The sequence below is a fragment of the Rugamonas violacea genome, assembly GCF_016461825.1.
In the GTDB taxonomy this organism is placed as follows: domain Bacteria; phylum Pseudomonadota; class Gammaproteobacteria; order Burkholderiales; family Burkholderiaceae_D; genus Rugamonas.
Genome location: NZ_JAEMNU010000037.1, coordinates 287,512 through 301,624, shown reverse-complemented (window position 1 = coordinate 301,624; position 14,113 = coordinate 287,512). Strand labels below are relative to the sequence as shown.

Below are 14,113 nucleotides of genomic sequence, written 5' to 3'. Positions count from 1 at the left end.
CGCGCCCAGCGGCGCAGCGCGGCGGGACGGCTGGCAACAGCGATTTCATGTTACAGGCTTCATAAAGAAGCCTATAATTCTGCTCGCAAGCCACCTTTTGTGCGTCGCACCATTTTATGTCGCGTTATGAACAACCTCAGCAAAATACTCTCTCTTGAAAATGTCCTGCTCGATTTGGAAGTGTCGAGCAAGAAGCGCGCCTTCGAGCAGGCGGGACTGATCTTCGAGAACAATTGCGGCATCGCCCGCTCCACGGTGTCGGACAACCTGTTCGCCCGCGAACGGCTGGGCTCGACCGGCCTGGGCCATGGCGTCGCCGTGCCGCACGGCCGCATCAAGGGCATGAAGAGCCTGAAGTCGCCGTTGGCCGCCTTCGTCCGCCTGGTCGAACCGATTCCGTTCGAATCGCCCGACGGCAAGCCGGTCAACCTCTTGTTCTTCCTGCTGATCCCCGACCACGTCACCCAGCAACACCTGGAGATCCTCTCGGAGATCGCCGAGATGTTCTCGGACGACGCCTTCCGCACGGCGCTGTCGACCGACCCCGATCAGAAATCGGTGCACACGCGCATCGTCAACTGGCTGCCCAGCCTGCAAGCGGCCGGCTGAGCCGGAGCGCCGGTGGCTAGCAAGGCAAGATCGCCGTCCGCATACGCATGAGGTACACTAGGGCTTACCGATCATTTCCGAGTAAAGACCACCGCCCATGCTGCAAACCCCGCTGACGATCCAAAGGCTGTATGACGACAATCGCGAGAGTTTGCAGCTCGGCTGGTTCGCCGGCTTCCCCGGCGGCGAGCGGCTGATCTCCGGCGACGTCGCCTCGGCGGCCGACCAGGTCGGCCACTTGAACACCATCCACCCGGGCCGCATCCAGGTCTTCGGGCACCAGGAAATCAACTACTACCAGCGCCTCAAGTCGCTCACCCGCACCCACGTGATCGGCGAGCTGATCGCCGGCGGGCCGCCGGCGCTGATCATCGCCCAGGGGCTCGAGACGCCGCCCGACATCCTCGCCATCTGCGACGAGAAGAACATCCCGCTGTTTTCCACCCCGCTGCCGGCGGCCCAGGTGATCGACTTCCTGCGCGTGTATTTGTCGAAGAAGCTGGCCCAGCGCATCATCATGCACGGCGTGTTCATGGACGTGCTGGGCGTGGGCGTGCTGATCACCGGCGATTCCGGACTCGGCAAGAGCGAGCTGGGTCTCGAGCTGATCTCGCGCAGTCACGGCCTGGTGGCCGACGACGCCGTCGAGTTCTCGCGCATCGCGCCGAACATGATCGAAGGGCGCTGCCCGGCGCTGTTGCAGAATCTGCTGGAAGTGCGCGGCCTGGGCCTGCTCGACATCAAAGCCATCTTCGGCGAGACGGCGGTGCGGCGCAAGATGCGGCTCAAGCTGATCGTCCACCTGGTGCGGCGCAGCGCGCTGGAGGAGGAAGTCGAGCGGCTGCCGTTCCAGTTCCCCACCGAGGACGTGCTCGGCCTGCCGGTGCGCAAGGTGGTGATCCCCGTCGCCGCCGGCCGCAACATCGCCGTGCTGCTCGAAGCGGCCGTGCGCAACACCATCCTGCAACTGCGCGGCATCGACACCCTGCAAGAGTTCATGGAACGCCAACGCCAAGCCATGAGCGGCGATTAAATCCCCCCGTCCCCCGGGGTCAGTGCCGACATTCGGACACGACCTCAAGCATTGCGACCGCAGCGGCGCATACATTGGCCTGAAAATGTCCGAATGTCGGCACTGACCCCGCCGTTCCGTCCCTGCGGCGGTGCCGGCCGGTTGTGCGCGCGGGGGCCGCTTGCGGTATCATCGACACCTATGCGCATCGTACTTCTCACCGGTATCTCCGGCTCCGGCAAATCGGTAGCCCTCAACGTCCTGGAAGACTCGGGATATTATTGCGTCGACAATCTGCCGCCCGCCCTCCTCGCCAGCCTGGTCACCACGCTGGTCGACGAGGGCCTGCAGGCGCTGGCCGTGGCGGTCGACGCGCGCAGCGCCGCCTCGCTGGCCAGCCTGCCGGGCGACGTGCGCACGCTGAAGGAACAGGGCCACGACGTCAAGGTTGTCTTCCTGACCGCCAACACGCACTCGCTGGTGGCGCGCTTTTCCGAGACGCGGCGCAGCCATCCGCTGTCGCACGAGCTGCGCCCGGGGCAGAATCCGGCGGCGCGCCGCACGCTGATCGAGTGCATCCAGGAGGAGCGCGAGCGGCTGTCGGCGATCGAGCAGCTGGGCCATGTGATCGACACCTCCGAGCTCAGCGCCAACAAGCTGCGCGCCTGGGTCAAGGACCTGGTGGCCTCGGAGCGCGCGCCCTTGACGCTGTTCTTCGAGTCCTTCGCCTTCAAGCTGGGGGTGCCGCTCGACGCCGACTTCGTCTTCGACGTGCGCGCCCTGCCCAACCCCTATTACGACCTGGCGCTGCGCCCCCTCGACGGCCGCGACGCGCCGGTGATCGCCTTCCTCGACGCCCAACCAAGCGCCAACGAGCTGCTCACCGACATCCGCGCCTTCATCGAAAAATGGCTGCCCTCGTTCAAGACCGACAACCGCAGCTATCTGACGGTGGCGCTCGGCTGCACCGGCGGCCAGCACCGTTCGGTCTACATGGCCGAGCGGCTGGCGCAATACTTCCACGCCAGCGAGCGCGTGGTGCTGCGCCACCGCGAACAGTCCTGAACCTGTAGCGCCGGGCGCGCTCCTGCCGGTGCCGCCAAGTTAAGGCACCTGCGGCCTCAACAGCACCCACAGGCAAAGAGCCGGGGTCGGACCCCTCGGGGTCCGACCCCAGATTTACGCCTGTGGGGTTTCTTGGCGGGCGCAGATCCGGCACGGCCTCAATTCCCCGCGCTCGCCCGCTGATTCGCCTTAGGCCAGGTGGCGCAGCGGATGCGCGTGGTCGGGCCAGACCGGCGTGAAGAAGCGCTCGACCATCGCCGACGTCACCCCGGCCAGCGTGGCCGGCTTCCATTGCGGCGCGTTGTCCTTGTCGATGACCAGCGCGCGCACCCCCTCCAGCACCTCGCCGTCCTCGAAGTTGTGGCGCACCAGCGTGCGTTCCATGCGCAGGCAGCCGGCCACGTCGAGCGCGGCGCCACGGCGCAGCAACTCGTGGGTGACCGCCATCATCAGCGGCGAGCGCGTGGCCATCGCCTTCAGTGCCTTTTGCGCGAAGGCGCCTTCGTCGCCGGCCAGCGAGGCCATGATGGCGGCCACCGAGCCGGCGCCGAAATGGCGGTCGATGCCGGCGCGCTCGGCCTGCAGCGCGCTGGCCCCGACAGCGGCCTGGAACGGCGCGGCAAAGGCCGCGATGGCCTGGCGCAGGCCGGCGCCAGGGGTGGCCTCGATCAGCGCCGCCAGGGCCGCCATTTCGGCCCCGGGCACGAAGTAGTCGGCCAGGCCGCTGTACAGCGCGTCGGCGGCGCCGATGGTCAGGCCGCTCAGGCCCAGGTAGTTGCCCAGTTGGCCGGGCGCGCGCGACAGGAAGTAGCTGCCGCCGACATCGGGGAACAGGCCGATGTTCACCTCCGGCATGGCCAGCTTGCTGCGCTCGGTGACGATGCGCAGGCGGCAGTCCGGCCCGCCCTGGGCCACGCCCATGCCGCCGCCCATCACCACGCCGTCCATCAGCGCGATGTAGGGCTTGGGGTAGAAGTGGATCAGGTGGTTGAGCGCGTATTCCTCGGTGAAGAAGTCCTCCAGTTGGGCGCTGCCGCCCTGCACGCCGGCGCGGCCGACGTCGTAGAAGAAGCGGATGTCGCCGCCGGCGCACAAGGCCTTCTCGCTGCTGCTGCGGATCACCACGGCGTCGACGCCGGCGTCGTCGCGCCAGGCTTGCAGGGCGGCGGCCAGGGCGCGCACCATCGCCAGCGACAGGGAGTTGAGCGCCTTCGGACGGTCGAGGGTGATGAAGCCGGTACGCTTGCCGACGCTGGTGTGGACGAATTCGCTCATGTGGCTGGATAGTGGTGATTGATCGAGCGGCTATTTTAGCGCGGCCGGGGCGACTACGGAGCATGCGCCGCCATCACGAACACGGCCGCATGGATATGCGACCGGGTGCGTGATGGCGCGGTGTACAGCGCGGGCGATTGCTGGCACCATGCCCGCTGAGACAGCAACCCCGCAACCCTGCAACCCCACAAAGGAAACGCCGATGAGCAGCGCCCTTGCCGTGAACTACGCCGCCGTGGCGGCCGCCGCCGAACGCCTGCGCGGCGTGGCCCACCACACCCCGGTGCTGACCTCGGCCCAGGCCGACGCCATCAGCGGCGCCCGGGTATTCTTCAAGTGCGAGAACTTCCAGCGCGTCGGCGCCTTCAAGTTCCGCGGCGCCTACAACGCGATCAGCTGCCTGAGCGAGGAGCAGCGCCGCCGTGGCGTCGTCGCCTTCTCCTCCGGCAACCACGCGCAGGGCATGGCGCTGGCCGCCCGCATGCTGGGCGTGCCGGTGGCCATCGTCATGCCCAGCGACGCGCCGGCGATGAAGCTGGCCGCCACCCGCGAATACGGCGCCGAGGTGATCCTGTACGACCGCGCCACCGGGGACCGCGAGGCGATCGCCGCCCGCCTCGGCGCCGAGCGCGGCCTGGCGGTGATCCCGGCCTACGACCACGCCGACGTGATCGCCGGCCAGGGCACGGCGGCCAAGGAGCTGTTCGACAGCGTCGGCCCGCTCGACTACCTGTTCGTCTGCACCGGCGGCGGCGGCCTGCTGTCGGGCAGCGCCATCGCCGCCGCCCATTTGGCGCCGGACTGCGTGGTGATCGGCGTCGAGCCGGAGGCCGGCAACGACGCCCAGCGCTCGCTGCGCAGCGGCCAAATCGTCCACATCGCCGTGCCCGACACCATCGCCGACGGCGCCCAGACCCAGCACATCGGCAAGCTGGTGCTGCCCATCCTGCAGGCCCACGTGCGCGACATCGTCACCGTCAGCGACGACCAGTTGCGCCGGCAGATCCGCTTCTTCGCCGAGCGCATGAAGATCGTCGTCGAGGGCGCCGGCGCGTTGGCGGCGGCGGCGGTGATGAACCGGCTGGTCGACGTGGCCGGCAAGCGGGTCGGCGTGATCGTCAGCGGCGGCAACATCGACATGGCGCTGTTCGCCGAATGCATGGCGCGCGGCGCGGCCGAAGTCTAGCCGCGCCAGGGCGCGCTTCGGCCACACCCGGCGCCGTGGCGGCGCCGGGCGCGGCCGGCAAGCGGAGCGGTTCGTAGCGGCCGCTTATGCCGCATATCGTTTATATGATTTACCGGCCGGCGTCGGCGACGGGCGCAAAAAAGGGCGCCTGATGCGCCCTTTGTTTGGATGGCGGCGGGACCGCTTAAGCGGTGGCGGCCGGTTCAAAAGTGTCCGGCAGATGCTTGATCGCATCGTGGCCGTGCTCTTGCACTTTTGCTTTGTACTTCATGACCTGGCGGTCCAGTTTGTCGATCAGCGTGTCGATCGCCGCGTACAGGTCCTGCGACAGGCTTTCCACGTAGACGGTCTTGCCCGACATGCGCAGGTTGATTTCGGCCTTCTGGCGTTTATCTTTCTCAGTCAGATTATCTACGGTCAGGATGACAGCAATATCAATCACTTGATCGAAGTGGCGTTTGACCCGTTCCAGCTTGTTCTGCACGTATTCGCGAATCGCTGGTGTCACTTCGAGATGATGTCCACTGATGGTGAGATTCATACACACTCCTAGAGATGATGTCGCTTACGGTTAGTGCCTTGCCCTTGATTGCCGGGCACGCAGGAACCAACAATACTACAAAGACTTGCGGAGACTGACTGGCGGGATTTTCAACGCTTCGCGATATTTGGCAACAGTTCGTCGCGCAATCACCATGCCTTGTTCTCCCAGCATGTCCGCAATCTTACTGTCGGATAAAGGATTTTTAGGGTCTTCTGCTCCTGTGAGTTGCACAATCAGCGCCCGTATCGCCGTCGAGGAAGCTTCCCCCCCCGCTTCGGTGGCGACATGGCTGCCAAAGAAGTACTTCAACTCGAACATGCCATGCGGGGTCAGCATGTATTTCTGAGTTGTTACCCGAGAAATAGTACTCTCGTGTAAACCCAGTGTATCAGCTATTTCGCGGAGCACAAGGGGGCGCATGGCGACGGCGCCGTGCGAGAAAAAATTCTTTTGTCGTTCTACTATCGCCTCGGCGACGCGCAGGATGGTGTCGAAACGCTGGCGCATGTTCTTGATCAGCCACTTGGCCTCCTGCAGCTGGGCGCCCATCTGGCCCTCGCCCTTGCCCTGCTTGAGCAGGTTGACGTACATGGCGTTGACGCGCAGGCGCGGCATGACGTCGTTGTTCAGGCTGACCTGCCAGCCGCTGCGCGATTTCTTCACCACCACGTCCGGCACCACGTAGTCGGAGACGTCGGAGGCGAAGGCGGCGCCGGGGTGCGGGTTGCACTGGCGGATCACCGTCTGCGCCTCGCGCAAGTCCTCGTCGTCGCAGACCAGGGCCTTTTTCAGCTTGTTGAAGTCGCGCTGGGCGAACCAGGTCAGGTGCTGCTCGACGATGGTCAGCGCCATGCGCCGCGTCACCAGGGGAATCTGCGGCAAGCGCTTGATTTGCAGCGCCAGGCACTCGCTGGCGTTGCGCGCGCCGACCCCGGCCGGGTCGAAACTCTGCAGCAACGACAGGGCCGTCTGCAGCTCCTCGCACTCGATCTCCAGCTCCGCCGGGATGCGCGTGAAGATGTCCTCCAGCGGGTCTTCCAGGTAACCGTTCTCGTCGAGGGCGTCGATGATCAGCTCGACCAGGGCGCGGTCGCGCGACTCGTGCACGGTGACCCGCATCTGCTCCATCAGGTGCTCGCGCAGGGTGCGGTGGCTGGCCTCCAGCTGGGGCCGCGAATCCTCGTCGTCGGGCGCCTTGCCACGGCCGGCGTCGCTCCAGTCCATGTCGGCCTCGCCGCCGCGCTCGTTGTCGGCGGCGTCGAAGTTCTCCGCCTCGGCCGGCGCGGCGGCGGCGTCCTGCGGCTGCTGCGGCGGCCCCTCGGCGCCGGCCTCGGCGGGCGCCGACTGCTGGCTGATGGCGCCGTCGGCCAGCAGGCGCAGCGAATGGTCCAAGGGATCGTCCAGCCGTTCCAACAGGGGATTGTCGGTCAGCAGCTGTTCCAGCTCCTGGTGCAATTCCAGCGTGGACAACTGCAGCAGACGGATCGACTGCTGCAGTTGCGGCGTGAGCGCGAGGTGCTGCGAGGTGCGCAGCTGCAAGGACTGTTTCATTTTTACATGCGGAAGTGTTCACCCAGATACACGCGACGCACCGATTCGTTGGCGATGATGTCGTCTGGCCGGCCTGACGCCAATACCGTGCCCTGGTTGATGATGTAGGCGCGGTCGCAGATGCCCAGCGTCTCGCGCACATTGTGATCGGTGATCAACACGCCGATGCCGCGTTCCTTGAGGAAGCGCACGATGCGCTGGATCTCGATGACGGCGATCGGGTCGACCCCGGCGAATGGTTCGTCGAGCAGCACGAAGCGCGGATTGGTGGCCAGGGCGCGGGCGATCTCCACCCGCCGGCGTTCGCCGCCGGACAGCGACAGCGCCTGGTTCTCGCGCAGCTTCTCGATTTGCAGTTCGGCCAGCAGGGTATCGAGCCGTTCATCGATTTCCGCCTTGGATAAAGGCTTGCCGTCGACCTGCTGGATTTCCAGCACGGCACGGATGTTTTCCTCCACGGTCAGCTTGCGGAACACCGAAGCCTCCTGCGGCAGGTAGGACAGGCCCAGCATGGCGCGGCGGTGGATCGGCAGGCTCGAGATATCCACCCCGCTGATGTCGATGCTGCCCGCGTCCGACGGCACCAGGCCGACGATCATATAGAACGAGGTGGTCTTGCCGGCGCCGTTGGGGCCGAGCAGGCCGACCACCTCGCCGCATTCGACCTGCAACGAGACGTCGTGCACCACCTGGCGCTTGCCGTAGCTCTTTTGCAGGCCGCGCACGATCAGGGTGCTGCCGCAGCTCTTCGCCTCCATCACTTCACCGCCGGCGTGCTGGCGGCCGGCGCCGCGTTGACGCCGCTCGGCTGGATCACCATGGTGCCGCGACCGGCGCCCGGCTTGCTGTCGCCGGTCGGCGTGTTCTTGACGCTGAAGAATTCCTTGCGGCTGTCGTAGGAGATGAACTCGCCCTCGACCACGTCGCCCGGCTTGCTGCCCTCGATGCGCTTGACGCGCGCCTTGGAGAACAGCTTGACCAGCTCGATCTTGCCGTCGTATTCGATGCGTTCGGCCTCGCCCTCGACCCACTGGTCGCCGGCGCCGTCGCGCTTCTGGCGGAAGGTCGCCGGCACGCCGCCAACGCTGGTCAGGGTGGCGTACTGGTAGCCTTCGGCCGACTGCGTGACGACGGCCTTGGCGGCCTTCATCAGCAGGGTGCCACGGGTCAGCACGACGTTGCCGGTGAAGGTCTGGATCTGCTTGACGTCGTCGATGTCGACGTTGTCGAACTTGATCTCGGTCGGTTTGCTGGAGTCGGCTTTTTCCGCCAGCGCCGCGTTGGTGGCGCCCAGCAGCAGCAAGGCCGAGAGGAGTAATTGTTTCATCGTGGTTCCGTTTTGTCAGTGTTGCAATCGATAGTCTTGGGACCTGCCGGCGGCCACGCTACTGTGGCGCCGCCGCCGGTGCCGCCGGCGCGCCGCGCGGCGGCAGGTCGATCTGGCCACGGCCGCCCAGGTGGATCTGGCGCGTGGCGTTGTTGGCGTGCATGCCGACGCCCTTGGCCGTGGACTTGCCCAGGCTCAGCGCCACCGGCAACGCCGTCTCCATCGTGTCGTCGTCGGGAAACACCGTCAGCGCCTCGGTCTGCAAATGCATGGCCTGGCTGGTGGCCGAGGCGCTGCGGTCGAGGTTGACGTCGCCGTCGAGCCGCACGCGGCTGTTGTTCTGGTCGATGCGTCCGCGCGCCGAGTGCATCAACATCGGCGGCTGGCTGCCCGACAGGCTGCGCACCACCGGCCGCTCGACGTCGGACGAGTCGTCGACCGGACGGTGGGTCAGCTTGTCGCCGGAAATGATGTAGCTGGGCTGGCCGACCTGGTTCATCCGCACGAAGCTGAAGCGCTCGATGATGTAGTCCGGCTCGTTGCGGTAGCGGTCGGCCTGCATTTCCTGGCCGCTCTGGTTCATCAGCTCGACCAGCCAAAAGGTGCCCAGCGCCACCAGCACGAACAGCAGCATGGTGAGCGACAGGCGCCAGCGGTGAGCGGTTCTTTTACGCATGCTCGCCGCCTCAGACCAGGAACTGGGCCATGACCTGGTCGTAGCTGCCCTGCGCGCGCAGGACGAACTCGCAGATCTCGCGCACCGCGCCACGGCCGCCGGCCGCCTCGGTGATGTGGTGGGCGCGGCGGTGCACCTCGGCGCGGCCGTTCGGCACGCCGACGGCGAAGCCGACCCGGCTCAGGATCGGCAGGTCGACCACGTCGTCGCCGATGAAGCCGACCTGCTCGGCCGTCAACCCGGTCTTCTCCAGCAGGGCGCGGAACGGCGTCAGCTTGTCGTGGCCGCCCTGGTGCAGGAAACCGATGCCCAGGTCGGCGGCGCGTTTGACCACCTGCGGCGACACGCGCGCGCTGATGATGGCGGTCTGCACGCCGGACTCCTGCAACAGCTTGATGCCCAGGCCGTCGTGCACGTTGAAGGTTTTCAGCGCCTCGCCGTCGGCGCCGTAGTGCAGGCTGCCGTCGGTCAGCACGCCGTCGACGTCGAAGATCATCAAGCGCACCCTGGCGGCGCGGGCCAGCTTGTCGAGCGGGTCGGGTGTGGTTTCTGCGGCGCTCATCAGATCACCTTGGCGCGGGTCAGGTCGTGGATGTGCAGCGCGCCGACCAGCTTGCCGTCGGCGTCGACCACCAGCATCTGGTTGATGCGGTACTGCTCCATCACGGCGACGGCGTCGACCGCCAGCTTTTCCGGCGAGATGCTGCGCGGATTGGCGTGCATCACGTCGCGGATGACGACCTTGCTGAAGTCCTGCACCTTCTCGATCATGCGGCGCAGGTCGCCGTCGGTGAACACGCCGAGCGGACGGCCGTCGGCGTCGACCACGGCGGTCATGCCCATGCCCTTCTGGGTGATCTCGAGCAGCGCGTCGGTCAGCTTGACGTCGGCGCCGACGGCCGGCACCGCGGCGCCGCTGCGCATGACGTCGCGCACATGGGTCAGCAGGCGGCGACCCAGCGCGCCGCCGGGATGCGAGCGGGCGAAATCTTCTTCCTTGAAACCGCGCAGGTCGAGCAGGGCGACGGCCAGGGCATCGCCCAGCGCCAGGGTGACGGTGGTGCTGGCGGTCGGCGCCAGGTTCAGCGGGCAGGCTTCCTTGGCCACCGAAACGTCGAGGTGGACGTCGGCCAGTTGGGCCAGGCTGGAGCCGGGCTTGCCGGTCATCGAGATCAGCGCGCTGCCCATGCGTTTGACCACCGGCAAAATGGCCATCAACTCGGCGCTTTCGCCCGAGTAGGAGATGGCGATGAAGGCGTCGTCGGCGGTGACCATGCCGAGGTCGCCGTGGGCCGCCTCGGCCGGATGGACGAACAGCGCCGGCGTGCCGGTCGAGGCCAGGGTGGCGGCGATCTTGCGGGCGATGTGGCCGGACTTGCCGATGCCGGAGACGACGACCCGTCCCTTGCAGGCGAGCAACAGCGCGACGGCGCGGCCGACGCTGTCGTCGCTGGCCAGGCGCGCGTTGAGCGCGTTGATGGCGTCCGCCTCGATCTGCAGCGTCTCGCGCGCCAGCAGCAGGGCCCGCGCGGCGGTGTGCGGGTCAATTCGATCAAAAGCTTTCAGCATTGTTTTTTCATGGGTTACACTCATGCCCAAAGTATAGCCGAATTGAGAAAGCAAAAAACTTGCCAGATGTAACAAACAACGGAATAGCACCACGATCCATGTCAAACCCATGTTTTCCTCTCTCGAACTAACCCTCCTTTTGCTGGGCAGCGCGGTGCTCGGCGTGGTCGCCTTCCGCATGCTGCATCTGCCGCCGATGCTCGGTTATCTGGCCGTCGGCATCCTGATCGGCCCGCACGCGCTCGGCCTGGCCGAGGAGAACGAAGCCAGCCACACGCTGGCCGAGTTCGGCGTGGTGTTCCTGATGTTCTCGATCGGCCTGGAGTTCTCGCTGGCCAAATTGATGGCGATGCGGCGCATCGTCTTCGGCCTCGGCATGGCCCAGGTCGGCCTGACCATCGCCGCCACGATGCTGTTCGGCTGGGCCATCGCGACCCAATTGCCGGCCTCGGTGCACCTCGGCTGGCAGGCCTCGTTCGCGCTGGGCGGCGCGCTGGCCATGTCGTCGACCGCCATCGTGTCAAAAATGCTGACGGAGCGGCTGGAGCTGGAAAGCCCGCACGGCCGCAAGATCATCGGCATTTTGCTGTTCCAGGATCTGGCCGTGGTGCCCTTGCTGATCCTCATCCCCTCGCTGTCGCAGAACCCCGACGACCTGCTGCAAACCCTGGCGCTGGCCAGTGGCAAGGCGGTGATCGTGCTGGTGCTGCTGCTGTTCTTCGGCCAGAAGCTGGTGCGCGGCTGGTTCACCATCGTCGTCAAACGCCGCTCGCAAGAGTTGTTCATGCTCAACCTGCTGCTGATCACCCTGGGCGCCGCCTGGATCACCGAGCGCGCCGGCCTGTCGCTGGCGCTCGGCGCCTTCGTCGCCGGCATGCTGATCTCCGAGACCGAATACAAGCACCAGGTGGAGGAGGACATCAAGCCCTTCCGCGACGTGCTGCTGGGGCTGTTTTTCATCACCGTCGGCATGCTGCTCAACGTCCGCCTGGTGCTGGAAAACTGGTGGCTGGTGCTGATCCTGCTGTGCGGCCCGGTGCTGCTGAAGTTCGCCCTGATCGCCGGGCTCACCAAGCTGTTCGGCGCCTCCGACGGCGTCTCCATGCGTACCGGGCTGGCGCTGGCCCAGGCCGGCGAGTTCGGCTTCGTGCTGCTCAACCTGGCCGGCGGCATGCGTCTGATGGACCCGTTCGTGATCCAGGTGGTGCTGGCCTCGATGGTGCTGTCGATGTTGCTGGCGCCGTTCATCATCGCCAAGTCCGACCAGATCGTCATGAAGGTGTCGAGCAACGAGTGGATGATGCAATCGCTGGCGCTGACCAAGATCGCCAGCCGCACCATGGCGACGCAGAAGCACGTCATCGTCGCCGGCTTCGGCCGCAGCGGCCAGAGCCTGGCCACCCTGCTGTCCGAGGAAAAGATCGACTACCACGCGCTCGATCTGGACCCGGAGCGGGTGCAGGAGGCGCAGACGGCCGGCGCCAACGTCTCCTACGGCGACGCCGGCCGGCGCGAGAGCCTGGTGGCGGCCGGCATCTACCGCGCCAGCGCGGTGGTGATCACCTACACCAGCACGCCGTCGGCGCTGCGCGTGCTGCAACTGGTGCACGAGTTGGCGCCGACGCTGCCGGTGATCGTGCGGGCGCACGACGACACCGACCTCGACCGATTGAAGGCGGCCGGCGCCGCCGAGGTGGTGCCGGAATTGCTGGAGGGCAGCCTGATGCTGGCCTCGCACGCGCTGGTCATGCTGGGCGTGCCGCTGCGCCGCGTGGTGCACCGCGTGCAGGCGGCGCGCGAGGAGCGCTACGCCTCGCTGCGCGGCTTTTTCCACGGCGCCAGCGACGTCGGCGAGGAGGCCGACATGGTGCGCCTGCATTCGGTCACGCTGGACGGCAAGGCGGCCTGCGTCGGCAGGCAACTCAAGGAGGTCGACGTGGCCGGCGCCGGCGCCGAGGTGACCACCATCCGGCGCGGCAAGGGCCGGCTGGAGTTGACGCCGGAGACGCTGTTCGAGGCGGGCGACGTGGTGGTGCTGCGCGGCGCCGCCGAGGCGGTCAACCGGGCCGAGACGCGGCTGCTGCGCAGCTAGCCGCGGTAACTGATCACCCGGTTGCGGCCGCCCTCCTTGGCCTGGTACAGGCAGGAGTCGGCCTGGGCGATCAGGTTGCGCGAGACCGCCTCGGCGCCGGCGTCGGGGTCGCCGTCGTTCAAACAGGCGACGCCGATCGAGACGGTGATCGACACCTGCGTCTCCTGCGAAATCGAAATCATGCTGCCGGCCACGCTGGCGCGGATGCGCTCGGCGACGAAGGCGGCGCTATCCAGGTCGGCGTCGATCAGCAGCACCACAAACTCCTCGCCGCCGAAGCGGGCCAGCGCGTCCGACAGGCGCAGCTCGGCCTTGATGCGGCCGGCCACCTCGCGCAGCACCTCGTCGCCGCCCTGGTGGCCGACGGTGTCGTTGACGCGCTTGAAATGGTCGATGTCGATGTACATCACCGAGATCGGATAGGTCTGGCGACGGGCCCGGCCGATCTCCTCGAGCAGACGGCGGTCGATGTAGCGGCGGTTGTAGACGCCGGTCAGCGAGTCGGTCAGGCCGATGTACTTGAGCATCTCGTTGCTGATCACGTTTTCCAGGCAGATCGCGATGATCGAGGCCATGTGCTCGATGAAGTCGGTGCCCAGGCTGGGGGTGAAGCGGGTCGGGTCGACGCTGCCCAGGTTCAGGCTGCCGATGATGCGCTTGTTGCGCAGCAGCGGCACCAACGCCACGCTTTGCAGGCCGGCCGGCGCGCGCGGGTAGGCGCCGCCGTGGCGGGCCGCGTCGTACATGCCCAGCAGCGGCTTGGGCGGCGCCGAATAGGCGTTGCGCCGGCCCAGGTCGAAGCCCAGCTCGTCGATGGTCTCGACGAAGATCAGGTCGGGGAAGTCCTCGAACACCACGCCCAGCTTGAGCATGACGGTGCGGATGTCGGCGTCCTCGTCGATCAGGCTCAGGGTCACGCTCTCCAACTCGGAGATGACCGGCAGGGTGCGGAAGATGGTGCCGACCAGCTCGGGAAAGCTGCCGGCGCCGACGATCTCCAGGTCGAAGGCCTGGTGGCGGCACATGATCGAATGGTTGCGCTCGGCCTGTTCCAGCAGATAGGCCATGCGTGCGCGCAGCGCCTGGTTCTCGGCCGCCAGATCGACCGGGCGCGAGGCCGGATCGGCGTGCGGCGGCTTGGTGCCTGGGACAGTGTGCGTCATATAAACCCTTACTCGATTACGACCAGCAATGGCGTTACTGCGAT

14 protein-coding genes are annotated in these 14,113 nt (G+C 66.7%); 5 read left to right on the top strand and 9 right to left on the bottom strand.

All coding sequences use genetic code 11. The annotated features are described in order from the left end of the window. The first annotated feature begins 126 nt into the window (after window positions 1–126). The 3 genes from H7U20_RS08990 to rapZ all read left to right on the top strand — a co-directional run bounded on the left by H7U20_RS08990 (window position 127) and on the right by rapZ (window position 2,686). On the top strand, window positions 127–609 hold the full coding sequence (locus tag H7U20_RS08990; protein ID WP_199758792.1) for a PTS sugar transporter subunit IIA: 483 nt from the start codon (window positions 127–129) through the stop codon (window positions 607–609). A 97-nt stretch (window positions 610–706) separates the two neighbouring features. Next, window positions 707–1,642: an HPr(Ser) kinase/phosphatase gene (gene hprK / locus H7U20_RS08985; protein WP_093390040.1), complete on the top strand. Its 936-nt coding sequence runs from the start codon at window positions 707–709 to the stop codon at window positions 1,640–1,642. Between the two features lie 180 nt (window positions 1,643–1,822). Continuing rightward, window positions 1,823–2,686: an RNase adapter RapZ gene (gene rapZ / locus H7U20_RS08980; RefSeq protein ID WP_199758791.1), complete on the top strand. Its 864-nt coding sequence runs from the start codon at window positions 1,823–1,825 to the stop codon at window positions 2,684–2,686. A 189-nt stretch (window positions 2,687–2,875) separates the two neighbouring features. Here the strand turns inward: rapZ and H7U20_RS08975 are convergent, their stop codons facing one another. Next, a complete protein-coding gene (locus tag H7U20_RS08975) occupies window positions 2,876–3,961 on the bottom strand; it encodes an enoyl-CoA hydratase/isomerase family protein (RefSeq protein WP_199758790.1) in 1,086 nt (361 codons plus the stop codon). 202 nt (window positions 3,962–4,163) lie between these two features. On the opposite strand from H7U20_RS08975, the gene H7U20_RS08970 reads away from it, so the two are divergent. Then, on the top strand, window positions 4,164–5,147 hold the full coding sequence (locus H7U20_RS08970; protein ID WP_199758789.1) for a threo-3-hydroxy-L-aspartate ammonia-lyase: 984 nt from the start codon (window positions 4,164–4,166) through the stop codon (window positions 5,145–5,147). A gap of 184 nt (window positions 5,148–5,331) precedes the next feature. Here the strand turns inward: H7U20_RS08970 and hpf are convergent, their stop codons facing one another. From hpf to H7U20_RS08935, 7 genes are all read right to left on the bottom strand, one after another. Further along, entirely contained in the window at window positions 5,332–5,688 is a 357-nt protein-coding gene (hpf, locus tag H7U20_RS08965; protein ID WP_093390043.1) for a ribosome hibernation-promoting factor, HPF/YfiA family, read from the bottom strand. Between the two features lie 75 nt (window positions 5,689–5,763). Further along, window positions 5,764–7,242, bottom strand: a complete 1,479-nt coding sequence (locus H7U20_RS08960; protein WP_199758788.1) for an RNA polymerase factor sigma-54 — start codon at window positions 7,240–7,242, stop codon at window positions 5,764–5,766. 2 nt (window positions 7,243–7,244) lie between these two features. Next, on the bottom strand, window positions 7,245–8,000 hold the full coding sequence (lptB, locus tag H7U20_RS08955; RefSeq protein WP_199758787.1) for an LPS export ABC transporter ATP-binding protein: 756 nt from the start codon (window positions 7,998–8,000) through the stop codon (window positions 7,245–7,247). Further along, a complete protein-coding gene (lptA, locus tag H7U20_RS08950) occupies window positions 8,000–8,569 on the bottom strand; it encodes a lipopolysaccharide transport periplasmic protein LptA (protein ID WP_199758786.1) in 570 nt (189 codons plus the stop codon). The genes lptB and lptA overlap by 1 nt, the downstream gene beginning before the upstream one ends. Window positions 8,570–8,627: 58 nt before the next feature. Continuing rightward, window positions 8,628–9,245, bottom strand: coding sequence for an LPS export ABC transporter periplasmic protein LptC (lptC, locus tag H7U20_RS08945; protein ID WP_199758785.1), 618 nt, complete (start codon window positions 9,243–9,245; stop codon window positions 8,628–8,630). A gap of 10 nt (window positions 9,246–9,255) precedes the next feature. Continuing rightward, window positions 9,256–9,807, bottom strand: a complete 552-nt coding sequence (locus tag H7U20_RS08940; RefSeq protein ID WP_199758784.1) for a KdsC family phosphatase — start codon at window positions 9,805–9,807, stop codon at window positions 9,256–9,258. Further along, window positions 9,807–10,814, bottom strand: a complete 1,008-nt coding sequence (locus H7U20_RS08935; RefSeq protein WP_199758783.1) for a KpsF/GutQ family sugar-phosphate isomerase — start codon at window positions 10,812–10,814, stop codon at window positions 9,807–9,809. The genes H7U20_RS08940 and H7U20_RS08935 overlap by 1 nt, the downstream gene beginning before the upstream one ends. A 109-nt stretch (window positions 10,815–10,923) precedes the next feature. On the opposite strand from H7U20_RS08935, the gene H7U20_RS08930 reads away from it, so the two are divergent. Continuing rightward, window positions 10,924–12,906, top strand: a complete 1,983-nt coding sequence (locus H7U20_RS08930; RefSeq protein ID WP_199758782.1) for a monovalent cation:proton antiporter family protein — start codon at window positions 10,924–10,926, stop codon at window positions 12,904–12,906. Here H7U20_RS08930 and H7U20_RS08925 read toward each other — a convergent pair. After that, entirely contained in the window at window positions 12,903–14,069 is a 1,167-nt protein-coding gene (locus tag H7U20_RS08925) for a GGDEF domain-containing protein (RefSeq protein ID WP_199758781.1), read from the bottom strand. The two genes, H7U20_RS08930 and H7U20_RS08925, sit on opposite strands and share 4 nt — an antisense overlap. Between the last annotated feature and the right edge of the window lie 44 nt (window positions 14,070–14,113).